Source organism: Shewanella baltica, from assembly GCF_900456975.1.
GTDB lineage: Bacteria > Pseudomonadota > Gammaproteobacteria > Enterobacterales > Shewanellaceae > Shewanella > Shewanella baltica.
On the sequence record NZ_UGYM01000002.1, the window covers coordinates 2,453,845 to 2,480,430 of the forward strand.

20 protein-coding genes are annotated in these 26,586 nt (G+C 48.0%); 6 read left to right on the top strand and 14 right to left on the bottom strand.

Going from position 1 to position 26,586, the window contains the following annotated elements; genetic code table 11:
• The first annotated feature begins 106 nt into the window (after positions 1 to 106).
• Together pabB and DYH48_RS10955 are read left to right on the top strand one after the other, a co-directional pair.
• A complete protein-coding gene (gene pabB, locus DYH48_RS10950) occupies positions 107 to 1,519 on the top strand; it encodes an aminodeoxychorismate synthase component I (protein WP_115334788.1) in 1,413 nt (470 codons plus the stop codon).
• 31 nt (positions 1,520 to 1,550) lie between these two features.
• Complete coding sequence (locus tag DYH48_RS10955) at positions 1,551 to 2,138, top strand: CoA pyrophosphatase (protein WP_006081413.1); 588 nt, start codon at positions 1,551 to 1,553, stop codon at positions 2,136 to 2,138.
• A 64-nt stretch (positions 2,139 to 2,202) separates the two neighbouring features.
• Here the strand turns inward: DYH48_RS10955 and DYH48_RS10960 are convergent, their stop codons facing one another.
• Positions 2,203 to 2,538, bottom strand: a complete 336-nt coding sequence (locus DYH48_RS10960; protein ID WP_115334789.1) for a hypothetical protein — start codon at positions 2,536 to 2,538, stop codon at positions 2,203 to 2,205.
• Positions 2,539 to 2,688: 150 nt separating this feature from the next.
• On the opposite strand from DYH48_RS10960, the gene asnS reads away from it, so the two are divergent.
• A complete protein-coding gene (gene asnS / locus DYH48_RS10965) occupies positions 2,689 to 4,089 on the top strand; it encodes an asparagine--tRNA ligase (RefSeq protein ID WP_115334790.1) in 1,401 nt (466 codons plus the stop codon).
• Positions 4,090 to 4,355: 266 nt separating this feature from the next.
• On the opposite strand, the gene DYH48_RS10970 is transcribed toward asnS, so the two are convergent.
• The 10 genes from DYH48_RS10970 to DYH48_RS11015 all read right to left on the bottom strand — a co-directional run bounded on the left by DYH48_RS10970 (position 4,356) and on the right by DYH48_RS11015 (position 17,156).
• Positions 4,356 to 4,721 (bottom strand): DUF1801 domain-containing protein, encoded by a 366-nt coding sequence (locus DYH48_RS10970; RefSeq protein WP_012587798.1) that lies wholly within the window; start codon positions 4,719 to 4,721, stop codon positions 4,356 to 4,358.
• A 350-nt stretch (positions 4,722 to 5,071) separates the two neighbouring features.
• Positions 5,072 to 5,659: a cytochrome c3 family protein gene (locus DYH48_RS10975; RefSeq protein ID WP_006081409.1), complete on the bottom strand. Its 588-nt coding sequence runs from the start codon at positions 5,657 to 5,659 to the stop codon at positions 5,072 to 5,074.
• A gap of 8 nt (positions 5,660 to 5,667) precedes the next feature.
• Entirely contained in the window at positions 5,668 to 6,153 is a 486-nt protein-coding gene (locus tag DYH48_RS10980; protein ID WP_006086431.1) for a nitrate reductase cytochrome c-type subunit, read from the bottom strand.
• Positions 6,154 to 6,163: 10 nt separating this feature from the next.
• Entirely contained in the window at positions 6,164 to 8,653 is a 2,490-nt protein-coding gene (napA, locus tag DYH48_RS10985) for a nitrate reductase catalytic subunit NapA (protein ID WP_115336123.1), read from the bottom strand.
• Positions 8,654 to 8,655: 2 nt separating this feature from the next.
• Complete coding sequence (locus tag DYH48_RS10990) at positions 8,656 to 8,913, bottom strand: chaperone NapD (protein WP_115334791.1); 258 nt, start codon at positions 8,911 to 8,913, stop codon at positions 8,656 to 8,658.
• Between the two features lie 42 nt (positions 8,914 to 8,955).
• Positions 8,956 to 9,114, bottom strand: a complete 159-nt coding sequence (locus DYH48_RS10995) for a nitrate reductase (RefSeq protein WP_006081405.1) — start codon at positions 9,112 to 9,114, stop codon at positions 8,956 to 8,958.
• A gap of 792 nt (positions 9,115 to 9,906) precedes the next feature.
• Complete coding sequence (gene hrpA, locus DYH48_RS11000) at positions 9,907 to 13,782, bottom strand: ATP-dependent RNA helicase HrpA (protein ID WP_370452673.1); 3,876 nt, start codon at positions 13,780 to 13,782, stop codon at positions 9,907 to 9,909.
• A gap of 122 nt (positions 13,783 to 13,904) precedes the next feature.
• Entirely contained in the window at positions 13,905 to 14,321 is a 417-nt protein-coding gene (locus DYH48_RS11005) for a CBS domain-containing protein (RefSeq protein WP_006081403.1), read from the bottom strand.
• A 173-nt stretch (positions 14,322 to 14,494) separates the two neighbouring features.
• Positions 14,495 to 15,784 (bottom strand): DUF2254 domain-containing protein, encoded by a 1,290-nt coding sequence (locus tag DYH48_RS11010; RefSeq protein WP_115334793.1) that lies wholly within the window; start codon positions 15,782 to 15,784, stop codon positions 14,495 to 14,497.
• A 340-nt stretch (positions 15,785 to 16,124) separates the two neighbouring features.
• Positions 16,125 to 17,156: an isoaspartyl peptidase/L-asparaginase family protein gene (locus DYH48_RS11015; protein WP_115334794.1), complete on the bottom strand. Its 1,032-nt coding sequence runs from the start codon at positions 17,154 to 17,156 to the stop codon at positions 16,125 to 16,127.
• A gap of 120 nt (positions 17,157 to 17,276) precedes the next feature.
• On the opposite strand from DYH48_RS11015, the gene DYH48_RS11020 reads away from it, so the two are divergent.
• Together DYH48_RS11020 and tamB are read left to right on the top strand one after the other, a co-directional pair.
• A complete protein-coding gene (locus tag DYH48_RS11020; protein WP_115336124.1) occupies positions 17,277 to 19,130 on the top strand; it encodes an autotransporter assembly complex protein TamA in 1,854 nt (617 codons plus the stop codon).
• On the top strand, positions 19,127 to 23,137 hold the full coding sequence (tamB, locus tag DYH48_RS11025) for an autotransporter assembly complex protein TamB (protein ID WP_115334795.1): 4,011 nt from the start codon (positions 19,127 to 19,129) through the stop codon (positions 23,135 to 23,137). Before DYH48_RS11020 ends, tamB begins: the two co-directional genes overlap by 4 nt.
• A gap of 169 nt (positions 23,138 to 23,306) precedes the next feature.
• Here the strand turns inward: tamB and rplY are convergent, their stop codons facing one another.
• The gene (gene rplY / locus DYH48_RS11030; RefSeq protein ID WP_006081398.1) at positions 23,307 to 23,594 is read right to left on the bottom strand and encodes a 50S ribosomal protein L25; all 288 of its coding nucleotides are present in this window, start codon (positions 23,592 to 23,594) and stop codon (positions 23,307 to 23,309) included.
• Between the two features lie 303 nt (positions 23,595 to 23,897).
• Here rplY and DYH48_RS11040 point away from each other — a divergent pair, with 303 nt between their 5' ends.
• Positions 23,898 to 24,332 carry a hypothetical protein gene (locus tag DYH48_RS11040; protein WP_115334796.1) on the top strand — a complete coding sequence of 145 codons (435 nt, stop codon included), beginning with the start codon at positions 23,898 to 23,900 and terminating at the stop codon, positions 24,330 to 24,332.
• Here DYH48_RS11040 and mepK read toward each other — a convergent pair.
• Both mepK and DYH48_RS11050 read right to left on the bottom strand, forming a co-directional pair.
• Positions 24,283 to 24,831, bottom strand: coding sequence for a peptidoglycan L,D-endopeptidase MepK (mepK, locus tag DYH48_RS11045; RefSeq protein ID WP_011846655.1), 549 nt, complete (start codon positions 24,829 to 24,831; stop codon positions 24,283 to 24,285). The two genes, DYH48_RS11040 and mepK, sit on opposite strands and share 50 nt — an antisense overlap.
• 154 nt (positions 24,832 to 24,985) lie before the next feature.
• Positions 24,986 to 26,551, bottom strand: coding sequence for a L,D-transpeptidase family protein (locus DYH48_RS11050; RefSeq protein WP_115334797.1), 1,566 nt, complete (start codon positions 26,549 to 26,551; stop codon positions 24,986 to 24,988).
• Positions 26,552 to 26,586 lie beyond the last annotated feature (35 nt).

Here is a 26,586-nt window from a genome sequence, read left to right on the forward strand (position 1 = left end):
CAGCAGCCTTTGCGGCCTAACTTATTTTTGTTTAATTCTTTCTGGGCCAATATGATACTCTTTCCCATCTTTTTGGGCTACATCACATTTTGAATAGGGTTAATCGATGGCAATTAGGGCGTCAAAACAGCTTGCATCACGCCAACTTGACTGGACATTAAGCACCGCAGCACTGTTCGAACACTTTGCCAATGACCCGTGGGCAATCCTGTTAGATTCGGCGAACGCGCCGCATCAGGATGCCAGATTCGACATCATTTGCGCCAATCCCATCGCAACATTAGTGACTCAGGGCGAGCGTAGCGATATAAAGCTCATCGATACGAACTTGAGCTTACCCGAGGCGATGGACCCAAACCGTGATCCCTTCGACCTGCTCAACACTTTATTAAATCATTGGTATTCAAAATCTTTTGATTGCAATCTGCCCTTCAGTGGCGGCGCAATGGGCAGCTTTAGTTACGACTTAGGCCGTCGCATCGAATCCCTGCCGACAAGCGCTCAGCAAGATATTCAACTGCCGGAGATGAACATCGGCTTTTACGACTGGGCGTTAGTTTATGATTACCAAGCCCAGTGTTGGCATTTATTGCACTATTTAGGCGAAGCAGCACTCGACATTGAAGTGAATAAAATTCAAGCGAAAATGGCGCACAAGCCAAATACCGCCGAATTCATGCTCACAAGCCCATGGGCAGCACAAATCGATAAAGCCCAATACACGGCCAAATTTGAGGCGGTACAAGCCTATTTGCACAGCGGCGATTGCTATCAAATAAATTTAACCAAAAGATTTGAAGCTGGCTATCAAGGCGATGAATGGTCGGCCTATTGCCAACTACGTAATGCCAATAAAGCGCCCTTCTCGGCCTTTATGCGTCTGCCACATAACGCAATTTTATCAATTTCACCCGAGCGCTTTATTCAACTTCGCGGTGATGATATTCAGACTAAACCCATCAAAGGCACGCTGCCGCGCCACGCGGATCCCGTGCTCGACGCCAAAGCCGCGAGCACCCTTGCCAGCTCGCCAAAGGATCGCGCCGAAAACGTCATGATTGTCGATTTGCTGCGTAATGATATCGGCAAAGTAGCGGCGGCAGGCTCGGTACGTGTACCTCATCTGTTTGAGATTGAAAGCTTTCCTGCGGTGCATCACCTTGTCAGTACAGTGACGGCTAAGCTTGATGCTAAGTACAGCGCCAGCGATTTGCTGCGCGCGGCGTTCCCCGGCGGCTCAATTACCGGCGCACCAAAAATTCGCGCCATGGAAATTATTGAAGAGCTCGAACCTTCACGGCGCAGTCTGTACTGTGGCTCTATGGGTTATATCAGCCAAGATGGCCAAATGGATACCAGTATCACCATTCGCACTATTGTGGCTGAGCAGGGCAAACTCTATTGCTGGGCGGGCGGCGGCATAGTGGCAGATTCAGAAGTGAATGCCGAGTACCAAGAAACCTTTGATAAGATCAGCCGGATTTTGCCTTTACTTGGCGCAGAGCCGCAAAAGCCGTAAGCTTTCATACTAAACAGTAACGAGAACGTCGATGGATCAAGCGGAATTTAGACTCAGATTTAATCTGCACCCTTTAGCGCTGCAAGATCCGGCGGCCTTCCCACACCTTGGACTGCGCAAAGCTGCGGTGTTGATCCCGCTGCAGGATATCAACGGTGAACTGAATCTAATTTTAACCCAAAGACCGATGCACCTTCGCGCCCATCCAGGGCAGATCAGTTTCCCCGGCGGTAAAATTGAGCCCTACGATGTCGATGCAATTGCAGCAGCATTAAGGGAAGCAGAAGAGGAAATAGGATTATCGCGGTATAACGTCGATGTGGTGGGCACATTTCCGGCCCACAATACCTTTACCGGATTTGAAATCACGCCCGTGGTCGGCATTATCAAGCAGGCATTTGATTGGAAACTCGATCCCGGTGAGGTAGCCGATTGCTTTACTGTGCCATTAAGCTTTTTTATTGAGCCGAGCAATCGCCACCAAAAACGCTTTTTACGCCAAGGGCGCTACTACAGCGTGCATTTTATTCCCTACCAACAACGCTTTATCTGGGGCGCGACCGCCGCCATTATCGACCATTTATGCCGCCAGTTAAGCATTCCTGCCGATATTCTCTGACTTCATTTGGCACCGCTAAACCGTTAAAAAGCCAAACGGTTAAATTAGCCAAATAATAGATAGCTTAAACCACCAAGTGTATATACAAACCGGCGACAATCGACGTTAACAGCAACATGGGAATGTTAAACCAATAACCCATGCGGCTATGGTGGGCGACATAATAGTTAAACGCTAAACTGACCAAACTAATGCCGCCACAGGTCCAAATCAAATACTGTAATAACTGGGTTTCGTGTGGATCCCAATGGACTCTAAATGTCGCGCCACGGCTTAAATAATCGCCGACTTCGCGGTCAGGCCTCGCATCACCGAACACTAATAGCGCATAGACGGCCAACGCCCAGCCTAAAATGGATAAGGCCGCGAGGATAATTTGAAATATTCTGACTTTACTCATACTGCCTCCAGCCATTTAACTCACTATATCGCCCAATATCGATATTATTAACCTCAGGATACCTTTTTCAGCTTGAGAAAAGCCACCAGCAAGGTAATATAAACCTCCAAAATTTTCATATAAAACGTTTCGTTGGAGAATTAAGCAACAATGAGCATCGCATCTGTCGCATCTGTATTTAAAGGTGAGCACGCCGTCGGTTCTAAAGTCACAGTTCGTGGCTGGGTCAGAACCCGTCGTGACTCTAAAGCCGGCATCTCTTTTTTAGCTGTTTATGACGGCTCTTGCTTTAATCCTATCCAAGGTGTCGTGCCCAATAGCTTAGATAATTACGACAACGAAGTGTTAAAGCTGACTGCGGGTTGTTCTGTTGTGATGACAGGCGACGTGGTGGAATCTCCAGGCGCAGGTCAAGCATTTGAGCTGCAAGTGACTGATATTGAAGTCGCAGGCTGGGTTGATGATCCAGACACTTACCCAATGGCCGCTAAACGTCACTCAATTGAACATTTACGCGAATTAGCGCACTTACGCCCACGCACTAACATTATTGGTGCTGTTGCCCGCGTGCGTAACTGTTTATCCCAAGCGATTCACCGCTTCTACCACGAAGAAGGCTTTATTTGGGTATCGACCCCACTTATCACCGCCTCTGACTGTGAAGGTGCCGGTGAAATGTTCCGCGTATCGACCTTAGATATGGAAAACCTGCCACGTACTGATGCAGGAAAAGTCGATTACGATAAAGATTTCTTCGGTAAAGAAGCTTTCCTAACCGTATCTGGCCAGTTGAACGCTGAAACCTACGCCTGTGCACTGTCAAAAGTGTATACCTTTGGCCCGACTTTCCGTGCTGAAAACTCAAACACTAGCCGCCACTTAGCGGAATTCTGGATGGTTGAGCCTGAAATGGCCTTCGCTAACTTAAACGACATCGCTGGCCTTGCCGAAGCTATGTTGAAATACGCATTCAATGCCGTATTGACTGAGCGTATGGACGATTTAACTTTCTTCGCCCAGCACGTTGATAAGACAGTGATTGACCGTCTGCAATCTTTCGTTTCAAGCGATTTTGCTCAAGTGGATTACACAGATGCGGTTGAAATTCTGCAAAACTGTGGCAGAACCTTCGAGTTCCCTGTGTCTTGGGGTATCGACTTATCTTCTGAGCACGAGCGTTACTTAGCCGAAGAGCACTTCAAAGCCCCTGTGGTCGTGAAGAACTATCCAAAAGATATCAAGGCCTTCTACATGCGTTTAAACGATGACGGTAAAACCGTTGCCGCGATGGACGTGTTAGCCCCAGGTATCGGTGAAATCATCGGCGGTTCTCAACGTGAAGAGCGTTTAGACGTGCTGGATATGCGTTTAGCTGAAATGGATCTAAACCAAGAAGATTACTGGTGGTACCGTGATATGCGCCGTTATGGCACAGTGCCACACGCAGGTTTTGGTCTAGGGTTTGAGCGTTTAGTGTCTTACGTGACTGGCGTTAACAACATTCGTGATGTTATCCCGTTCCCACGTGCACCGCGCACTGCGAACTTCTAATATCCCTTTATTTGGGTTTGTGGCTTTTTGGAGTAACAAGCTCAACATTGGAATATAAGCTAAGGCGTCGCTACTGCGCCTTAGCAAAACGAAAAGGAGCTGAATATTCAGCTCCTTTTTTGTTTCTGCGCATTTGCTAGCATACTTAGCTAATACTCTGAGCTAATACCATGAGTTAGCAGCATAAATTATCATCACGACCCAACACTATTACCTAACATCATAAGGCGAAACAGCCACTCATTCGCTTGATACTAATCCACTTGTTACTTATCCGCTTGATGCAGCGCCTGCGTGATATATTCCGCCACGTGTTTGGCTGCGATTTCATCGATTGAGGTTAACTTGATATGGCGGCGAAATTTGCCACTGCCTTCGAGTACCTTGTGTGGATCGCTAAGGTTTGCGCCCAAACTAAACTCCAATGACACATGCTGTTTATAGGCGAACACCCCACCAAAATCGCTCTTCGTGCTAAAGAGTATTCCACCGTACTTCACCGTTTCAGTGATATCGAGCGAGGATACGGCGGCGGTGGCGTTAACGGTTTGGCGCACGCCCTGCACGATTTCAAGCAAGCTCGGGCTCATAAAACCGATGTCTTCTAAGAGTTTTTCAAGTTGTTCATTCATCATCGCCTCCTGCGTAATAGCATTTTCCATAGCGGCCTTTTCATACTGACCTCTATCACCCAATAATGATTCTCTGTCGATTGTATCCTGTGCAGTGAACTGAATAAAACCCCGTCAGGCACTCATAAACAAAATCAATCGCTTAAACGTTAACTCAGCATGCCAAGTACCAAGTGAAGTCGCAATGCCATGCTGCCATTACAATTAATAAAAAAGCCAAGCAGGTATGCTTGGCCTTTGGCTGGAGATATCTAACTAACCTTAAGCAACACTAAGCAAAAGCAACATCAAGTAAAACTAACACGAGACTAAGTCACGCTAAGCCACACGAAGTCACACTCTGTTTAAGATTAAAAGCCCTTCACACCTGCCATATCGGGGAGATGGTGAGCAATCCCCTTGTGGCAATCGATACAGGTCTTTTCGCCGCTTGCCAGTGACGTTGAATGCATCTGCGCCGCTCTGGGTGATTGGCGGGTAAAGTCCATGTAAGTGAAGTTATGGCAGTTACGGCACTCGAGCGAGTCATTGGCCTTTAACCGCGCCCACTCATGCTCAGCCAGTTCACGCCGTTTACTTTCAAACTTGTCTCGGGTGTTAATCGTACCGAAAACCTTGCCCCACACTTCCTTAGAGGCCTGCATTTTACGGGCGATTTTATCGGTCCAGTTATGTGGCACATGGCAATCTGGGCACGTTGCCCGCACACCGCTGCGGTTAGTGAAGTGGATTGTCGTCTGTAACTCTTGATAGACGTTGTTTTCCATTTCATGGCAACTGATACAGAAAGCTTCCTTGTTGGTCGCTTCGAGGGCCGTGTTAAAGCCGCCCCAAAAAATCACTCCAGCCACAAAGCCACCTAAGGTCAAAAAACCTAAACTGTAATGCACACTCGGACGATTGAGTACCTGCCAGATTTTTTTCAGTTTATCTAACATGCTAACTCCTAGTGTTTTTTCTGCTCAGTGTTGGCTTTGATCAGATGTTCCATGTCCACAAAGTCATTTTCGACCAGTAGCTTGGCATCTAACTGCGGCACATGACACTGAGTGCAGAAATATCGGCGCGGCGATAATGTGGCTAAGAAGTTATTATCCCTGTCCATAAAATGCGTGACGCTGACCATAGGCGCTTGGGATTCCCCAATGCGGTTGCGGGCATGACAGGCCATACATTTGTTCACTTTGAGATCGAGCTGATAACCGTCGATCTTATGCGGGATCACAGGCGGCTGCATGGGGTAGCTGCGCACTTCCTTCACATCGGTATTACGCACGTTTTGCATCGCCGGCGGCGTCGGTTCCACATCAATTGGCGCTTGTCGCAGGGTCGCTATTTTTTCGTCGGGAATACTGGCGGCAGAGACTGCCGTCATCATCAATGAACCGAATGCCAGTAAACCGATCGCTGAAACTAATTGTAGAGTTTTCATCGTGTTCTCCTTAAACCTTGACGATCTTCACCGCACATTTTTTAAAGTCAGTTTGTTTTGACAAGGGATCTGTCGCATCTAAGGTGACTTTATTAATGAGCTGGCTAGCATCGAACCAAGGCACAAACACTAAGCCCACTGGCGGTTTGTTACGGCCACGGGTTTCAACTCGGGTCTTAATTTCACCACGACGTGACACCACGCGAATTTCATCGCCACGGCGCAGACCACGCTTCTTGGCATCTTCTGGATGCATAAAACACACAGCATCGGGGAAGGCGCGATAAAGCTCAGGCACACGTTGGGTCATAGAACCTGAGTGCCAATGTTCCAGCACTCGGCCCGTCGATAACCAAATATCGTATTCTTCGTCTGGCGACTCGGCGGCAGGCTCATAGGGCAGCGCAAAAATCACCGCACGGCCATCGGGATGACCGTAGAACTCAAAGCCTGTGCCCGCTGTTACATAAGGATCGCTCCCCTCACGGAAGCGCCACTTGGTTTCCTTGCCATCGACCACAGGCCAACGCAGACCATGGGCCTCGTGATAGGCATCAAACGGCGCTAAGTCATGACCATGACCACGGCCAAAGGAGGCGTACTCTTCAAACAGACCTTTTTGCACATAGAAGCCAAAATGTTTCGCTTCATCGTTCAGATACTTAGGATCGGCATCCGCCAAAGGAAACTTATCGACATGGCCATTTTGATACAGGACTTCGAAAAGCGTTTTGCCTTTGAACTCAGGGTTCGCCGCCAATACATCCTTGGGCCACACTTCATCTGTTGTGAAACGTTTCGCAAATTCCATCAACTGCCACAGATCCGAATGCGATTCGCCCGGCGCTTGCACCATTTGATGCCAGAACTGAGTACGGCGCTCGGCATTACCGTAAGCGCCCTCTTTCTCGACCCACATTGCAGTGGGCAAGATCAAATCGGCAGCTTGGGTGGTGACGGTGGGATAAGCATCGGACACTACGATAAAGTTTTCGGGATTACGATAGCCCGGCAACCCTTCTTCGTTGATGTTCGGACCCGCCTGCATATTGTTATTCACTTGCACCCAATAACAGTTCAAGTCACCGTCTTTAAGGCGGCGGTTTTGCTCAACGGCGTGATAACCGGGTTTGGGCGGAATGATACCGCTCGGGATCTTCCACGTTTCTTCGGCGCGTTTTCTGTGCTCGGGATTGGTCACCACCATGTCGGCGGGTAGACGATGGGAGAAAGTCCCGACTTCACGTGCCGTGCCACAGGCCGATGGCTGACCGGTCAGCGAAAATGGGCTGTTACCTGGGGTTGAAATCTTACCTGTTAACAAATGGATGTTGTAAATCAGGTTATTACACCAGACACCACGGGTATGTTGGTTAAATCCCATGGTCCAGAATGACGTCACTTTGACATTCGGATCGGCATATAGCTTAGCCAATTCGATCAGTTTATCTTCTGGCACCCCAGACAGTTTACTGACTTTCTCGACGGTATATTCGGCAACAAAGGCTTTGAAGGCTTCAAAATCAATTGCCGTTGAATCCCCTGCGGTTTTAACATTTTTAGCTTTTTGCTCAAGGGGATGAGTCGGACGTAAACCGTAACCGATATCAGTCGTGCCTTGGCGGAAATTCACGTGTTTTTTAACGAAATCCCAGTTCACTTTATCGTTTTGAATAATGTAGTTGGCAATAAAGTTCAACATGGCCAAATCCGTTTGCGGCGTGAACACTATCGGAATATCCGCCAGATCGAAGGAGCGATTCTGGAAAGTCGATAACACAGCTACTTTGACATGGGGTTCACTCAAGCGTCTGTCTGTTACTCGGCTCCACAGGATCGGGTGCATCTCGGCCATGTTCGAGCCCCAAAGCACGAATGCATCGGCGGCTTCCATATCGTCATAGCAGCCCATTGGCTCGTCGATACCGAAGGTGCGCATAAATCCGACCACGGCAGACGCCATACAATGGCGTGCATTAGGGTCGATATTGTTTGAACCGAAGCCCGCCTTCATCAACTTAACGGCGGCGTAACCTTCCCACACAGTCCATTGGCCCGAACCAAACATGCCCACGGCCGTTGGCCCTTTGGCTTTAATGGTTTCTTTCCACTTTTGCGCCATGATGTCGAAGGCGCTGTCCCAGCTAATTGGCGAAAACTCACCGTGCTTGTCGTATTTACCATCTGTCATCCGCAGCATGGGCGTGGTTAAGCGATCGCTACCGTACATGATCTTCGACAGAAAATAGCCTTTAATACAGTTAAGACCACGGTTCACTTCACTGTTAGCATCGCCATGGGTGGCGACCACTTTGCCATCGCGGGTTGCGACAATCACAGAGCAGCCAGTGCCGCAAAAACGGCAAGGGGCTTTATTCCACTCTAATTTGGTTTGTTCTGAGCTGGTAATTAAGTTGCTTGCGCCAGCGGGTAAGGCTAAACCAGCGGCGCCTGCAGCGGCAATCACCGCATTGGCTTTAATAAAGTCACGTCTGTTCATATTCATTCTTCACCCTCTTCGAGCACTTCACTCTGGTGGTAAACCATAGTGGCGGATAACACGCCCGGAATGGCATTGATCGCTTCTATGCTGTCCATCAAGGCGCGCTGAGTTTCGCTCTCGATGACCACGACCAACTTCACTTCGTTGTTGACGGAAAGTTCGGCATTTTCAATGGCCATGATCTCTTGTCTAACGTCTGCCATTTTCTGCGGTAAGACCTGCACCACTAAACTGGTGATATGGAGTTCTTTGCTCATCCGACATTCCACTCTTTATTTAATATTCTGATAATAAAGCGATTAACCCACTCCCGGTGGTCCAGTCAAAATCTGACTAAACCAAATTGCAAAGCCCAAGCCACTGACCAGCAGCACAGACAATAACGGCGCGAGAAACACGGTTAAAAAGATAAAGATTTTCAGTTCTAGGGATTTTTCTTCTGCGGTGCTAGCACTCATGCATCCTCCAAGAGGTGTGTTCCTGCCACGTTGCGCGTTGGGACAAGCGTCCGCGGCAAGTTTTATGTATATCTATTGCATCTTTGGATCACGAAGCGATCATACCTTTTAGTTGTTAACAAAATGTATACCTCCAAATTGGTAAAGCGGATGATGCTTGATCCAGATCATCAATTTTCTGCGAGTATTAGTCAGATCTCAGTTTTCAAACGCTTTTGAAGATTACAACTTAGTAAGTTGAATAGGTTTAAAGATTAGAAAGTGGCTAAAATAGAAGAATTTCCGCGAGAACATCCCGAAAAAGTCGCCAAAAAACACTGGGTATTCATAAAGGAGTAGATGGTAGGAAGGTTTGAAAGTACGAGAGTTAACTACTTGATCTAAAAAGTAAGAAAATCGCTATAAAAGCATGACTGGCATCAAGCCAAGATAGCCACTAAGACTGACTAAGCGCCGCACAGCAGTTTTATCGATGAATAACTGAGTAATGTCGGAGGTGAGTGTTTTACCGCAGAAGATAACAAGATTACGTGGGCAGGAGTGGAGATGAGGCTAAAGCTAAAGCACAGTGCCTGGTGCTTAGTGCATGGCGCAATTCGCGGCGCATCACTGACGTGTATATCGTTCAAATAGCAGGAATTTAGGGAAATAAAAAACCGAGTAAAAGGTTAGTTCTACTCGGTTTTTCGCGAAGGTATTTTTACACGCTTGTCTGCTCGATGATGGCTCGCATTAGTGTACTCAGCCCTTTAAACCAACCAAGGTATTCAACTGAACACTTAAATCAAACCATTAGACCTGTTGGATATGATTCAAAATGCGTTTTTCCGATATCGGATAAGCCGTGCCTAACACCTGCGCAAAACAGGAGACGCGATACTCTTCAATCATCCAGCGCGCTTCAATTAACGCGGGCGGTGTCGGCATAGATCGTGGCACTTTCGCCAATTGTGCATTCAATGCTTCCTGCACCTTGTTAATACTCTGCATATGCAAACGGTCGCGAGTTGGATCGACGGGCAACTTCTCGACACGGATTTCAATCGCTTTTAAGTAACGCGCCACATCGGCTAAACGATTCCAACCGCAGGATTCAACAAACCCTTTAAACACTAATTTGTCTAATTGGCTTTGAATATCACTCATAGCAAAAGCGATATCTAAGCTGATTTTACCCTTGAGACGTTTTTTAATGCTCTGGTATAAGGTCAAAATCTGCTCAACCTTCAGGGCAATTTGCTCGGCGGTCGGGTTGAGCTCTTGGCGAACCCAGTCCTTTGCCTGCTCAAATTGGGCTTGATTACGCACATCGAGGGCTTTTTCATCCAATAATTGCTGCACAGCGGCGGCAATAATGTCATCAATCAAGATTTGTACTTGACCAAAGGGATTGAAATACATCGCCAATTTCGCCTTATTCGGCAAAGCTTGCTGCAAATGTTTTACCGGTGATGGAATGTTTAACAGCAACAAGCGTCGCAGACCTTGGCGATGAGCATCTAAGGCTTCAAATTCATCATCAAATAATTTGATCGCAACACTGTCTTTTTTATCGATCAGCGCCGGAAACGCCCGTACTTGGTAATTGCCTTTTTGCTGCTGATATTGCTGCGGCAAATCACCAAAGGACCACTCAGTTAACGCTTCTTGCTCTATGCCTTTATCCGCCACCTGACGAATGGCCTTCGCCACCACGCCCTGCAACTCGGCTTTTAAGGTATCGAGCACCCGACCTTCGGCGACTAAGTTGTTTTTATCGTCTTCGATTTTAAAGTTCATCTGCAAATGCGCGGGGATCTGCGTTAAATCAAAATCTTCCGGCGTTATGCGCGTGCCACTCATGCGCAGCAATTGCTTGCACATGGCTTCAAGCAAACTGGCACTAAAAGGCACCATGGCCTGTACACAAGCGCGGGCATAGTCAGGCGCGGGCACAAAGTTACGTCGTAAACTCTTAGGCAAAGATTTGATCAGCGCGATGCACTTTTCTTCCCTCAGCCCCGCCACTAACCAATCAAAATCGCTATCGTCGATTTGATTAAGCAGCGCCACCGGAATGTGCACCGACACGCCGTCATCCGCCGCAGCGGGTTCAAAGTGATAACTCAGCTGCAGGCGCAAATTGCCCTTGTGCCATGTATCGGGGAAATCCAAGGTCGAAATATGGTCGGCATTGCGCTGCATTAACAGCGCTTTGCTGAAATCGAGTAAATCCGGTTGCTCGCGCCTGGCTTTTTTCCACCAGCCGAAAAACAGCTGGGCGTTGTAAATCCCCTCGGGGATCCGCGGCTCGTAAAAATCCACCAACACTTGCTCGTCCACCAAAATATCGCGGCGACGGGATTTATGCTCGAGGGATTCAATGTCTTCGAGCAGCTTTTGGTTAGCGACAAAAAATGCTTCTTGGGTTTGCAACTGCCCTTCTGCCAAGGCGCTGCGGATAAAAATCTCACGCGCTTCAACGGGATCGATGGGGCCGTATTGCACTTTGCGACGGTGTACAACCGTCAGGCCATAGAGCACTTGATTCTCAAGGGCGATAACGCTGCCAGGTTTTGCCTCAAAATGGGGCTCTACATAGCTTTTCTTAATCAAATGCGCCGCTAAGGGCTCTAGCCATTCGGGTTCAATTTTGGCGCAGCAGCGGGCGAATAAGCGCGAAGTTTCGGTAAGCTCAGCGGCCATAATCCACTTTGGGCCTTTTTTGGCCAATGGCGAACCGGGAAACACAAAGAATTTACGATTACGCGCACCTAAATACTCGTTATTGTTATCTTTAAAACCAACATGGCTCAACAAGCCCGACAACAGCGCACGGTGCAAGGTATCGTAACTTGGGGGCGTATCGTTTAAGCGCCATTTTAAATCGTGCACGGCTTGTTTAAGCTGGGCGTATAAATCCTGCCACTCGCGAACGCGCAAATAGGCCAAATACTCATCGCGGCACTTTTTACGGAACTGACTAGCAGATAACTCTTTTTGTTGATCTTTTAAGTGCTGCCACAGGTTAATCCAACTAACGAAATCGGAACTGGGATCGGCAAAACGACGATGGGCTTCATCACTGGCTTGCTTCTTCTCCATCGGACGCTCGCGGGGATCTTGAATCGATAATCCCGCAGCAATTACCAGCACTTCGTTCAAACAACCTAACTGCTGACTTTCGACCACCATACGCGCCAAACGCGGATCCACAGGAATTTGCGCCAGATTACGCCCAAGTGGCGTCAATACGAGCTTGCCGTGTTTGCTCTCAACCGCTTGTAATTCTTCGAGCAGCAAGAAACCATCGCGGATATGGCGTGGATCAGGTGGCTCGATAAACGGGAAGCCAGCAATATCACCTAAACCGATGGCGAGCATCTGCAAAATGACCGATGCCAAGTTAGTGCGCAAAATTTCAGGATCGGTAAACGCCGGACGATTATTAAAATCCGCCTCATCGTACAAACGAATACAAATACCCGATCCCACACGACCACAACGGCCTTGGCGCTGATTGGCGCTCGCCTGCGAGATAGGTTCTATCGGTAAACGTTGCACCTTAGTGCGATAACTATAACGGCTGATACGCGCTGTACCTGGGTCGATAACGTAGCGAATGCCCGGCACAGTCAGCGAAGTTTCCGCAACGTTCGTCGCGAGTACAATCCGCCGACCTCTGTGACTACTGAAGACTTTGGACTGCTCGCCATAGGATAAACGTGCGTACAGCGGCAAAATTTCGGTATCGCGGTAATTACGCCGACTCAATTGCTCGGCCGTATCGCGAATTTCTCGCTCGCCGTTCATAAAGATCAGAATGTCGCCCAGCCCTTCGGCCACCAGCTCATCGACGGCGGCAAAAATGCCTTCAATTTGATCTAAATCGGCATCACTATCTTGCACCAATGGACGATAACGGGTTTCGACCGGAAAGGTACGGCCCGACACTTCGATAATCGGCGCATTGTTGAAATGCTTAGAAAAACGCTCAACGTCTATGGTCGCCGACGTGATAATGACTTTAAGATCGGGGCGTCTTTTAAGAATTTGTTTAAGGTAGCCCAGAATAAAATCAATGTTGAGGCTGCGCTCGTGGGCCTCATCTATGATGATGGTGTCGTATTGATCGAGATTGCGATCTGAGGTCAATTCCGCCAGTAAAATACCGTCGGTCATCAACTTAATATAAGAGTCACTCTTAAGCGCATCAGCAAACCGCACTTTAAAGCCGACCACTTCACCGAGCGGACTTTGTAATTCTTCAGCAACTCGGCTCGCCACGCTGCGGGCAGCCAATCGTCTTGGCTGGGTGTGGCCTATCATGCCACGGCAACCTAAGCCGAGTTCTAAACAAATTTTGGGGAGCTGCGTGGTTTTACCTGAGCCCGTTTCACCGGCAATGATCACCACTTGATTGCCCGCAATCGCGCGCGCAATGTCATCGCGCATCAAAGAAACGGGAAGGTTTTCAGGATATTGGATTTTAGGGCGAGCGTTACGGCGCTGCTCAACCTTCTCAAACGCCGCCTGCGCTTGCTCACTCAGCTGGGCTAAGACTTGGGTCTTTTTATCTGAGTCGGCTTCTTTATTGAGCTTAAATAAACGACGACGAATCCTAGACGCATCAGCCTGATAACAAAGATTAAGAAAGGCGTTCGATAGCGGATGTTTGTCTGAGTTCAAATCCAAATTCCATTGCTAGCATCAAAAACGGCGATCCTAGCAAGGAAAGTGGCGCAATGGTATTGCTAATTTACTCTGCACTCAGGATAAAGGCTGTCAGATTATGTCCACTGCGGCTCAAATTAAACCGGTGACAGATAACATTGCTGCATATAGATATTCATCGCTTTGAGCACATTAGTACGATTTATCGTGCCTATCACTTTACCGTGTTCAACCACAGGATAAACCTTAGGTTTAGGCCCGAGCATTTGTTCGGCGAGTTGTAAAATACTGTCATCAGGCCCGACAAACAGCACTTCAGTGCGCATACAGTCCTTCACCACAGATGTCATATCGCAGTGATAGCTACTCTTGATCATCACAGCTAGACAATCCTGCTGGGATAAAAAGCCCACCAAATCGCCCGCATCATCAACCACTGCAGCACCCATTTTATTATTATCTAACAGCTTTTCGACCGCGGTCGCCAGCGACATATTCGCGCGCAGTAACACGGGCTGACGATCCATATGGTCACGAATCTTAATTAAGTCCATAGTCTTCCCCTCGAATTAACCCTACGTTTGAAGTCTAGTCAAAATATCGGCAAGGATGTGCGATTTATATCGATTGCGCTTATCTAGTGTGTAAACCGAATGTCAAAAAGTGCTGACAGAATAGAAAGAAACAACAAACGGATACACAGCACGAGGAGATAATAAATGTCTCGTTAAGTGTTAGACGAAGCTGCTGACTCGGCAAACTTGGCGGCGTCTTGTACGGCTTGCAAGTCCTCTTCAATATCAAGCACCTTTTGTGAACGCTTAAGTGCCAGCCGCCCGTGGTACTCAGCGGCCGCGCGTATGTCCCCGTTATCGCTGGATGCTAACGATTCAAGCGCTTTTTGTAGCCGTACAGCGACTTCCACCACTCCCGCGCCGTCTCTGGCTATCGCGGTAAACGCATCATCAAACATGTCCTGCACACAAACGTGAGGGACTTCAATGCGATCGCACTCTGGCGAGGGTTTATCATCAACTGCCGCGGGTTCACCCCATAGTGTAAACAGCCGTACCAGTGTGCCTATGATGCAAATGGCCGTACCTGGGTCATTGACCGCAGGTGATAAGGCGCGGCCAGCGATTTCCGACAGTACCACTAGACCAAATCTCGGATCGTCGTCAAAAAGACGGGTATCACCAATCTGGAATGACTCGGCAACACAGGTGCAATCAATCTCAGTCTGCTCCGCACCATCGGCGCTAATGTATGCCAATGGTCGATTGGGCGTGGCGAACGTGCCCGGCAAGGCTGCAATCACGACTCGTAACTCGTTTTTCTCTGCCCAGCGCTGCATCGCGGCAATATTAATGTACTGAACATAACCGACGTTAGCCGCGTACACGGCTCGTCCACGCGCTTGGGGACGTACAGAAACGCCGCCAAGATGTGGGGTATTGCGTCGCCGTGTCAGAGCATCGGCCGCCGCCTTTTCAACTTTCTCAATTGTGGTTGCCATGCGGCCAAGACGGGCAATGCGATCAACCCAACGTACAAAGGTAAAGATCACCATGCCAAAAATAAACGTGGTCAGCAGGAAGAGGATAAACAGACCCGCCGTTTGAAAGTAATCATTTTTAACCGCAGTGAGTGCCACAATACTGAAGATAAATGCCCCAACAAAGGTCGATAGCGCATTTTGAGAGGCATCATCGGCGACAACTAAAATAAATGAACGTGGTGTTGCCGTGTTAGCCGCCGAAGCATAGGCCGAGACCATAGAACCCACGGAAAAAGTGGCGATAACCAGCATGCTGGAAGCCATGACGGATAACAGCGCCTCGATGGAGGCCGATGACACCTTAGGTGCAATCTCAACAAGCTCAGTACCATCAGCCAATTTTGCGGCAAAGGCGACTGCAATCGATAATAAGCAAACAAGCAGTGGTTTCACCCAAAGTCGATGGCTAAACCGATTGAGGAAAACCCTGACGCGGTCGGTTAACACGGTAGAAATCATGTAAATATCCTTTACGCTGAGTGCAACCTCATGCAAACGCGATGAGTTCGCGGGACACAAACTGCAGCTTTGACGGTGAGTTAAGTGCGGCTTTGCGTATGACTATTGTACCGCTAATGAAATCAAACAACGGGCGACACCCCACATACCATTAACTATTCGTAATAGCCCAAACTTATCAGCTTCTTACTCACTCTTAAAGCAAAAAACCGCTAGCAAAAAGCGAGTACCACTTTCGCAGCACTCGCTTTTTAAGGTTTATAAGTGATGTTTCTAGACAATCTTGTAAGCAATCTTGTAAGCAATGTCCGTCTCGAACCAACTGCTTTTACAATTCAAGTTATTGGTCTTGCCAAATCAGCACTTGGGCGGGTTCACCATTGCTACGGGTAGCGCGGTACATGCCTTCAGTGTTAAATGGCGTGGCGATATTACCGCGCTGATCGACGGCAATCACACCGCCCGAACCACCTGCGGTGATAAGACGTTGATTGATCACTTCATCGGCGGCTTGAATAATGGATTTCTGCTGGTATTTCACTTTGGCACAAATGTCCCCCGCCACTTGGTAACGAATAAAGAACTCACCGTGTCCGGTTGCCGATACGGCGCACACCCCGTTTTCAGCATAAGTACCGGCACCTATCACAGGGGAATCACCAATGCGGCCAAAGCGTTTTGCCGTCATGCCGCCGGTTGAGGTACCAGCAGCTAAGTTGCCATTTTTGTCTAAGGCGACGGCGCCTACGGTACCAAATTTGTAATCGAGATCTTTCATCTCAACACTCGCGACTTGCTCTGATTTAGCCGCAGCTTGCAGTTTTTGCCGTGCATCGAGTAATTGCTGATAACGCTCGTCAGTATCAAAATGACTGTTTGGCACTAAGCTAAAGCCTTGAGTCAGGGCAAATTCTTCTGCACCCGCGCCCGAGAGCATCACATGCTCAGACTTATTCATTACAGCTAAAGCGAGATCAATGGGATTGGCGATATGGCGCACTCCAGCAACTGCGCCGGCATTCATGGTTTTGCCATCCATAATGGACGCATCTAACTCATGCCCGCCGTCATAGGTGTACACCGCGCCTATGCCAGCATTGAACAGTGGGCTATTTTCGAGAATATTAATGGCTGTTTGCACCGCGACTAAGCTGTCACCGCCCTCTTCTAACACTTTTGAGCCTTTATCAATCGCTTCCTTTAACTTATCTTTGTAGGCTTGGCGTTGTTCAGGAGTGAGATTAGCCTTAGAAATCGTGCCAGCGCCGCCATGGATCGCAATGGCGAACGGTTTGTCATTGGCAAAGGTGTTGTGTGACATAAAAAGTAGACCCGAGATAATTAAACTAAAGGTGGCTAATTTTGTTTTCATTCTTTACATCCCCTTAAAAAGTAGCGTCCTTTGTAACCATTTCATCGTGTAATTTCAATCATCTCCTTGCCTGTTGGTTTTATTCTGGCGACAATGATGCCACATCACAGGGACTATAAAGTGCAGCCATTTTTGCAAATCACCTCACATTACTTTCGTTTTTGCTTATTTCTGAGTCTGATTTCAGTCACATCCGTCGCTGCGGCGGCAGATGAATTTATTAAACTATCTGTCACAGGCGTGAATGAAGCTCTGCAACGTAACATAGTTGCGCACTTAGGCACCTTACCCGAATCCGAGGTGCAGCGCCGTGCCTTTCTATTTAATGTCGATGACAATGTCTGCACAGCCTTAGAATCCATGGGTTACTATCATGGCGAAGTGGAAGAAAAACTGACGGAACATGACAAGGGACCGTGGGAACTAAAACTGGTGATCACTGCAGGCGAGCCAACTATAGTCCAGTGGGTCGATATTAACTTCAGTGGCGAAATGCTTGATGATCGCGCCTTCGATCAATGGCTGGCAAAGGTCAACCTTAAGCCTGGCGATGTGCTAAACCACGGTGTGTATAGCGACGTAAAATCGCAGCTGGTCACCTTAGCTCTGGCACGAGGTTACTTCGATGGCGAATTTACGGAATCACAGATCAAAGTTAACCGCGACATCAATACCGCGCAGATAAGTTTGCATTTTGACTCTGGCAAACGTTATAAATTTGGCCAAGTCAGCTTCGAAGGCCATACTTTAGAACCTGAAATTTTAGAAAAACTTATCCCCTTTAAAGAAGGCGCTTCCTACTCGACTCGCCGTGTGGGCGCGCTGAATCGCCAGTTATTAGATACGGGCTATTTCGCCAATATTAAAGTGATCCCGCAAATCGACGGTGTCGAAGAGAGTCATATTCCGGTGCTGGTGGAATTAACACCTAAGGCAAGCCACGCCATTGAGCTCGGTTTTGGTGGTGATATTGGCAAGACGGATCAAGCTTTCGACCCAAGAGTGCGCGTGACTTGGCGGACGCCACAAATCAATAAATACGGTCACTCACAGGAGACCAGCCTCGAATGGTCACCGGATAGACCAAAATTATTAACCACTTATACTATCCCCTTGACGCATCCCTTAGATGATCAATTAAAAATCCGCGTCGGTTTGCTACGGGACAAATACGGTGTGACCCAAGTGTATGACGCCGAGAATCGCGATTTTAGTAACACTGGTCAGCTTGAATCGACTAAATATCTTCTTGGGCTATTACGCCAACAAAGACTCGAAAACCAATGGCTAATGAGTTATTCGCTTGAGGCTATTCGCGAAGAATATACCCAGTCTGATGTCGATTATATGCCGTCGTTTTATTTGGCTGGGATTAACTTTTCGCGGACAACGCGCGGTGATAATTCACTCGATCCTAAATCCGGTTTTAGACAGATTTACAGCCTAGATTATGCCGATCCCTATTTAGGCTCAGAAACCCGTTTGGCGCGCCTACAGGCAAAATTTAAATGGATTGATACCTTCTTCGACAACCACAGAATTGTCGCACGTATCGATTTAGCCGCCAACTTAGCCAACGAAAATGATCTGGCCTCTATCCCGCCTTCGCTGCGCTATTTTGCCGGCGGCGATCAGAGTGTACGGGGTTATGGTTATCAAGAATTGGGCCCCTATTTAGATTATGTCGCCGATGATGGCAAAACCAATCGCGAGGTCATAGGTGGCCGCTATTTAATGGTCGGCAGTTTAGAATATCAATATTATGTGACCCCCACTTGGCGGGTCGGTACCTTTATCGATGCGGGTAACGCCTTCGATAATAATCAATTTGAACCTGTTGTCTCAGTCGGTGGCGGTATCCATTGGATTTCCCCCATTGGCCCAATCAAACTGGATTTAGGGGTTGGATTGAAAGAAACCGATACTATTGAAAGATCATGGCGAATTCACCTGACCATGGGGACAGATCTATGAGCCAGCCCCCAGAGCATAATAAGCCATCCGAACAAGACGCCGTAGACAGCCCCATCACGGAAGTCACTGAAGCCATTGCGACCTCTGTCACCCAATCGGTATCATTCATCCAAAAACTGTGGCGACAGTTTAAACTCTGGACTCGGATTATCATCTATGTGCCATTAGGGCTTTTAGTGTTAATCGCCCTATTACTCGGCACTGAGTTTGGTTCGCGCATCACAGTAGGCTTAGCCGATCAGTTTGTGCCCGATCTTGATCTGACTTACACCTCAGGCTCCATTAATAAAGACTTAGCCCTGTCCCATGCGTCTTGGTCTATGACTGGCATCAAGGTACAACTTGAGGATCTGCATTTACTGTGGCAACCCGCCTGTTTACTACAAAAACGTTTATGTGTTAATGGCTTATCTGCGGCCAAAGTCGATGTGACTATTGATACCTTAGCCCTGTCTGCCGACACAAACGAAACCCCGATAGCGCCGCTCGATGAAGAGCCCAGCGAGCTGCAATTACCCTTTGATATTGAGTTAGATTCTGCGGAACTCAAAGCTGTGAATATCCAAGTGGATGAGATGCAATTTACGGCTAATCGCCTTAACGCAGAGGCAAAGTGGCTTGCCGAAGGCTTGTCGGTTAAGCAGCTTTCCAGTGAAGGATTGTTTGTGCTGATCCCCACAGCAACCGATGCCGCACAAACGAACCAAGCAGCGACAACGACGGCTTCTAACGCCGACATAGCCGCGAGTACGACACCCGACACAGCGGCCAGCACAACAGCCAATGCAACGCCTGACCCATCGGCCAACTCGCCAGCAAAAGACAGTAGTGCTGAATGGGCTCTAGCGCACTTACCACAAGTGTTTATGCCTTTTCCTGTGACGGTCAATGCCCTCACGCTTGATAACACCACGCTGCAAATCGGCGATCGTAAAGATGTCTTTAGCCATGCCGAGCTGCAAGGTCATTTCCGCGAATATCAATTGACCTTAGATCATCTCGCCATCAGCCATACCGATGGCAGCGCGGATATCACAGGCAGCTTAACGCTCGATAAAGATTATCCACTCGATTTAGAAGCCAACCTCACCCTTAACCAATTAGCCGAATTACCTGAGCTGACTCACCAAGCACTAGATGTAAAGCTGAGCCAAAGCTTAGGGCAACTACAAGTCAACGCTGTCGCCAAGGGCGATGCCGACTTCACGCTAGATGGGCAGATAACGCTTCGCGATCCTAACCTGCCCTACAAGGTGAAACTTGAACAGACACGGCTGCAGTGGCCGCTAAAAAGCCCTGAATACTCGGTCAGCGATGTGGCACTGGAAAGTCAAGGCGATCTCAATCGTCAAGAGGCGAGCCTTAAAGGCCAGCTGACTACGCCGTTCCACAAAGTACTCGCCATAGACACTAGCCTTCAGCATCAAGATGCGAAGTTAACCATTAATAATCTTGATGCAACGGGCGCGATTGGTCAGGTCAAGCTCACGGGCGAACTCGATTATCAAAAAGCCATTCGCTGGTACGCCAATCTCTGGCTCAATGACGTAAAACTGGAGGAAGTACAACTGCCACAAACGGATACGACGCAAACAGCAACCGGTCTACCGGACAGTTTGATTTCAGGAAAATTACGCACTCAAGGCTCATTTGCTGATCCTCGCTGGCAAGTCTCCCTGAACGACACTGAGCTCACGGGCACCCTGCAAGGTTATCCCTTCGATATCACAGGGGATATCAGTGTGAATGATTCCCTGTATGTCAGTTCTAAGGGGCTGAACGCCAAAGTACTGGGCTCGACTCTGACACTCAAAGGCGAAGCCAACGCCAACTGGGATCTACAGGGTGAGCTGCAAGTACCCGACTTCGGTCTTTGGTTGCCTAAGGCCAGCGGCCAATTGCAGGCGCAAATTAATGTCACAGGGGATGAGAAGCACCCTCAAGTTGAACTCACCGCCCAACTCGCTGAACTGTTTTATCAGAATATTAAGTTGCGAGAATCCAACTTAAAGGCCTATTACAAGCCGCTAGATCAACATGAATTTGCTATCTCGCTGAAATCAAAAGCCTTACAGATTGCGGATCAGAATGTAGATACAGTGACGCTTGAGGCGAAAGGCACGATTGACGCTCAAAAGCTGACCCTGAATGCCACGGGCGATCTCGGTCTCGATACCACAGTGAGTAGCCAATACGATGTGAAAAAATCGCGACTACGGCTCGATGTCGAACGTCTAAATCTCAACACCCCCGTTGGCCTATGGCAGCTCGATAACGCCATTAATCTCGCTTGGGATCAAAACAAGAATCAGGGCAGCATCACGCCGTTTTGCCTCATGAACCCGAACAGCCGCATCTGCCTAAACAGCGAGACGACAATCGGCAAAAAAGGCAGCGCGCAGGTGAGCTATTCGGGTAATCCAGGGCAATTACTCGTACCGATATTGCCAACGAATATGCGCTGGGATGGTCCTGCCTCATTGTTAGCCAATTTGGCTTGGGCTGCGGGTCGTAAACCCACTGCCGATGTGAACTTTGATTTTGCCCCTGGCAGTATCATGCTCAAGCGGGATAAGAATCGTGAAGTCACCATTAATTACCAACATCTGTCATTGCTAGCGACCTTAGATGCTAAACGGCTTGCAACGGTATTAAATTTTGAATCTGAAGGCGTGGCCAGTTGGCAGAGTGAGATCAACGTCAATGTCACCCCAGACCGCACGCTCTCAGGTTTTGCCAATATCAAGCAAATCAACTTACAACCACTGGGAGAATTTTTCCCGCAGCTAAATACGGTACAAGGCTTGCTGACCAGTCAGCTTAACTTTGCGGGCAGTCTAGAGGCGCCAGAAGTGTCGGGAAGCATGGCCTTAACGGAGGGCTCCTTAGCCCTGACGGCAAACCCGACACTAATCGACAAAATTGACCTGTCAATGTCGTTCGCGGGTCAACAAGCCGAGCTCAAGGGCCGCTGGATGATGGGCAATGGCTTGGGTCGAGTGACTGGTCAGCTACAATGGCCCCAAGGTCAATTTAGCGGTGAATTAGCCCTTGAAGGTGACAAACTCGCCGTGATCCAGCCGCCACTGGCTATCCTTGATGTTTCACCCGACATCAATTTAACCTTCAACAGTAAACAATTAACGGTGAAGGGCAAAATAGCCGTTCCTTCTGGCAACATTAAAATTGTGCCATTAGCGGAAGGCGGTATCGCCACATCTGATGACGTGGTATTTGACGACTCCATTGCCGCCATGCAACCTAAAACCAGCCCCTATGCAATCGTGGCCGATCTGAATATCAGTGTGGGCAACGAACTCAGGATTGATGGCATGGGCCTCACAGGTAGGCTACAAGGAACCTTAAAACTGCAACAGCAAGCGTTCCGTCCGCCTTTGCTCTTCGGTAATATCAGAGTTAATCAGGGTAGTTACCGGTTTATGGGTCAAACCCTGAGGATCCGTACTGGTGAAGTGCAGTTTGTGGGGCCAACGTCAGTGCCTAACCTGAATATTGAGGCAATACGCGAGATTAAGAGTGAAGACTTAGTTGCGGGTGTGCGCGTCACTGGCACTCCCGCCCGCCCTGTGGTGACCCTGTTCTCTAATCCCGCCAAAGAGCAGGCCGAGATCTTGTCTTACATTATTAAAGGCAGTGGTTTTAACAGTGCCAACAATGAGCAAAATAACTCATTGATGATGGGCGCAGCCTTAGGTTTAAGCTCGCAGGTGGGCGGCGGCGCAATTAACAACATAGGTAATACCGCGACCGGATTGATTGAAGAGTTTGGTTTCTCTAACGTACAACTCGACACCAACGATGAGGGCCGTGTGGCGATCAGTGGCTTTATCGGCGAGAACTTGATGGTGAAATACGGGGTGGGCGTGTTTAACCCTGGCTATGAGATGACAGTCAGATATTACCTGCTCTCGCAGCTTTATCTTGAAACAGTCTCAGGTACCTTAGGCCAATCTCTTGATATCTATTACAACTTCAATATCAAGTAGCAAAGTCAGACTCAAATTCAGGTGGAGTGTCGATACACTCTGCCTGTCTATGATAAGTATTAGGCCACAATAAAATGAGTCACGCCGCTCCATCAGATGAAAATCTGTCGCGTGAAAATCAGCCACAAAAAAAGCGCCCTTAGGCGCTTTTTTGCTTCAGCTACGACAATTAAGCGTAAACGAAGTCAACATGTTCAATAAGTGGTTTGAACACGTGGCGTTGCATAGCTTGTGCACGTACACCCACTTCTTTGCCATCAACAACGATAGTCAAAGTTGAAGTGTAGAAATCAGCGTTAGCTTGAATGTTGATGATATCTTTGTGATCAAAAACAATAGAAACTGGCTCTTTGCCTTGGCCATAAATAACAGCAGGTACTTTACCAGCATGGCGTAGGCGGCGGCTCGAACCTTTCCCTATTTCAGTGCGGGTTTGTGCTTGGATAGTGTAAGACATGTGTTTCTCACTTAAATTTAGAGTAAAAAGTTGCCGGCATTTTCGACCAATGACGGCTCATATAAAGCGCGCGAATACTAACATAGATACCCAAGGCGCACAAGAATCCCGCAACCCATCAATTTGTCCGCCGCTGCGTTAGTAAAACAGGTAGCAATTTATCAAATTGAAGAACTTGTATCTTGGCTGTTACAGCTGGGAAAAGGCTTTGATCTCAAACAAAAAACACGCGATCTAGATCACACTGGGAAATTGAGAAGCCTGATAAGCTCGGGCAAATTTCGATAACTGCTGTGTCAAAAAATGCGTCATGCGCTATACCAGTTACAACAAGAAAACAGACTTTCATGCCAACTGGCCCGTGAACTTGTCTCGCTTATCGAAACCGTTCCTTACCAGCAAAATACCCTTGAATTAAAATTTTTAGAATTGCTTGCCTGCACCCAACAGAAAAACCGCAGCTTTATTTTACTCATGCAGGTCATTGAGTCGGTCGACATTGAGTTACAAAGGCAAAGGCAGTATCAATTCTCACAACATTTGAGTTTATTGATCTGTGATTGGCAACAGCATAGAGAAATGAACAAGCTCAACCAGCAATTTATCCCGCTACTGAGGCATTACCTGACAGAATCTCAAGCCCTAGAGCAAGGATTCTATCAGCGAGTTCAGCAACAAATTATTCACGCTACCAGTGTCGTACCGGCCCACAATCGACATGCACAAAGCCAGAGTTAGGATAATAGCCCACTCCACCCAGTTTTAGGGATAAAGCCGCTTCTCTGAGGGTTTTAAGCTTAACGCTTGGGATCGCGATATCCATTGCCATGCCGCGCATGTGATAACTCTTTTTTGCGACGCCGCCACTGTTGCTCGCAAGCATGGCATTGGTTTTGGGTGAACGATAACCAGAAATCACATGGATTTCATCGTCGACATTCAAAGTCGTTTTAAGGGAATAGAGCAAATCGAATAAACGTTTATCCATGGGCGCCGCAACATTCTGGCGATGGTCCCGCAGTAAATGATTAAAATCGTTTAATACCTTGCTTTGATAATGACCATCAACCCAGTAACTGCCGTCATCGCGCTCACCGGTATGGCGATTAAACAGACTTAACTCGCGGATCCCTTTGGTTGAACGACTGGCTGCTGCTTTTGATGGAATAAGAGAACATAATGCCACACCACTCAGGCCTAACAATAACTGCCTACGGGCAGGACATATCAAAGTCACATGATCACCTTTTGTATGCTTTTTGGTCACTAATCAAGCAAATTATACTGAATAAGCCCTAAGATCAAGTTTTGCCCACCCCATTCTGCTCACGATTTTAAAATGCCCTGCGAGTTCAATTTGTTATCTTACTCAGCTTTATGGTGCCAAAATCTTAATTGAGATCTAAAACCGTGGCAGGCACGGCATTCGTCAACTCAGCTTCTAAATGGTAAATGTCGCTACGGTATTGCTCTTGCTCACTGCCATCCAGCCATGCAGTCCAATACACCAGATGCACAGGCAGCTTTTGAGAAAGTGAAAACCACTGTGGCTCCGTTATATCTGGGGCTAATTTGTCCCATAAACGCTTATCTTTAACTAAATGTTCTTTAAACCACTGGGCTAATTCAGTGACTTTTTCAATCCGAATACAGCCTGATGATAATGCCCTATCGTCCTTATTAAAGAGACTTGGCTCAGAAGTGCCATGTAAATAGATACTGAAACTGTTATCAAAGTGAAACTTATATTTGCCTAATGCATTCTTCTCCCCTGGGCGTTGCACTAGCTGATAGGGAAACGAAGTGCTGGCTAAGTCCTGCCATTCTTCTGGCATGTGTTGCACCCGTTGGCCGTTATAGTCGTACACATCAAATTGGCGTTCATTAAGATAATGACCATTTCGCCTAATCTGCGGCAGGATATCTCGACGTAGAATGCTGCTCGGCACTCGCCAACTGGGATTGAGGACCACGCTGGAAATCTGGCTATCCAGCAGCGGGGTTTGCCGAGAAGATTTGCCCACAATCACTTTGGAATTGAGCACTGTGGTGCCATTATCGACTAAGATCATCTCAAAGGCGGGCACGTTAATCAGCAAGTAGCTTGGCTCCAACTTACGTTCAAACACTCGTTGCCGAATCGTATTTTTAGCCAGTAAGACTGCCCTCGCCTTTGGCGATTGATTCAGCCAATACAAGGTCTGCTTACCAATCACCCCGTCTTGTTTTAGCCCATGCCTTTGTTGGAAACGCTTAACACCAACTACCAATTCTTCGCTATAGACAAGGTTCGTCGTTGGCTCAATGGCTAAATCACCCAAGCGCCACAAACGTTTAGCTATGGTATCAAGGAGTGGATGACTCATTCCGACCGTTAACTTTTCATCCAGCACTAAGGTTTCCCAAGGATCAGCCGCATCCAATAGCGCTAAATGGGTGACTTGTTTTAGCACCCTTTGATATTGGAGATCCGTTGGAATAACGGTTGATACTGTGTCTACAGGTTCGCCGTTATTACACTGCGCAAAGGTCTTGATATAACGCCAGTAGCCCGCCACATCAGCTTGAACCCGCGCCATTTCGGCCGCAGATAAGGTATTTGGTGATAATGTTAATTCGCGATAATACAGACCAAAAACAGGATTAACGCCCGCAAGATCCAGCAGCAACACCTGCGGCACTAATGCCGTAAGTGGCAAGGCTGCATCGGGCTCATCGGCTTTACTCTCAGTGCTTGGTTGCACACTGTTTAGCTGCAGCATGTCTTGCTGTGCCCCAATGCTGGGATTCGATGAAATGGCTTGAGTATCATCGGTAGCCATTGCCACTGACGTGATAGGAAAACAGACAATAACGCTCAGCACTAACAGTCCCAAACAGCGACTCATGGGCATACGTTTAATTTGCGATGCGCGTACAAACGGTGAGAAATACTGGATGATCTTGTGCAATACCATAAATACTCCCTTCGCTATTTAAGGTCACTTGAAAG

Bases quoted from the DNA above. Each gene is read 5' to 3' on its own strand.
- DYH48_RS10990 (WP_115334791.1), bottom strand. From the start codon at position 8,913: ATGAGCAAAGAACTCCATATCACCAGTTTAGTGGTGCAGGTCTTACCG.
- DYH48_RS10960 (WP_115334789.1), bottom strand. From the start codon at position 2,538: ATGAGTAAAGTCAGAATATTTCAAATTATCCTCGCGGCCTTATCCATT.
- DYH48_RS10980 (WP_006086431.1), bottom strand. From the start codon at position 6,153: ATGAAAACTCTACAATTAGTTTCAGCGATCGGTTTACTGGCATTCGGT.
- DYH48_RS10955 (WP_006081413.1), top strand. From the start codon at position 1,551: ATGGATCAAGCGGAATTTAGACTCAGATTTAATCTGCACCCTTTAGCG.
- DYH48_RS10975 (WP_006081409.1), bottom strand. From the start codon at position 5,659: ATGTTAGATAAACTGAAAAAAATCTGGCAGGTACTCAATCGTCCGAGT.
- DYH48_RS10995 (WP_006081405.1), bottom strand. From the start codon at position 9,114: ATGAGTGCTAGCACCGCAGAAGAAAAATCCCTAGAACTGAAAATCTTT.
- DYH48_RS11005 (WP_006081403.1), bottom strand. From the start codon at position 14,321: ATGGACTTAATTAAGATTCGTGACCATATGGATCGTCAGCCCGTGTTA.
- DYH48_RS10970 (WP_012587798.1), bottom strand. From the start codon at position 4,721: ATGAATGAACAACTTGAAAAACTCTTAGAAGACATCGGTTTTATGAGC.
- napA (WP_115336123.1), bottom strand. From the start codon at position 8,653: ATGAACAGACGTGACTTTATTAAAGCCAATGCGGTGATTGCCGCTGCA.
- rplY (WP_006081398.1), bottom strand. From the start codon at position 23,594: ATGTCTTACACTATCCAAGCACAAACCCGCACTGAAATAGGGAAAGGT.
- DYH48_RS11015 (WP_115334794.1), bottom strand. From the start codon at position 17,156: ATGAAAACAAAATTAGCCACCTTTAGTTTAATTATCTCGGGTCTACTT.
- DYH48_RS11010 (WP_115334793.1), bottom strand. From the start codon at position 15,784: ATGATTTCTACCGTGTTAACCGACCGCGTCAGGGTTTTCCTCAATCGG.
- asnS (WP_115334790.1), top strand. From the start codon at position 2,689: ATGAGCATCGCATCTGTCGCATCTGTATTTAAAGGTGAGCACGCCGTC.
- pabB (WP_115334788.1), top strand. From the start codon at position 107: ATGGCAATTAGGGCGTCAAAACAGCTTGCATCACGCCAACTTGACTGG.
- DYH48_RS11040 (WP_115334796.1), top strand. From the start codon at position 23,898: ATGCGTCATGCGCTATACCAGTTACAACAAGAAAACAGACTTTCATGC.
- DYH48_RS11050 (WP_115334797.1), bottom strand. From the start codon at position 26,551: ATGGTATTGCACAAGATCATCCAGTATTTCTCACCGTTTGTACGCGCA.
- tamB (WP_115334795.1), top strand. From the start codon at position 19,127: ATGAGCCAGCCCCCAGAGCATAATAAGCCATCCGAACAAGACGCCGTA.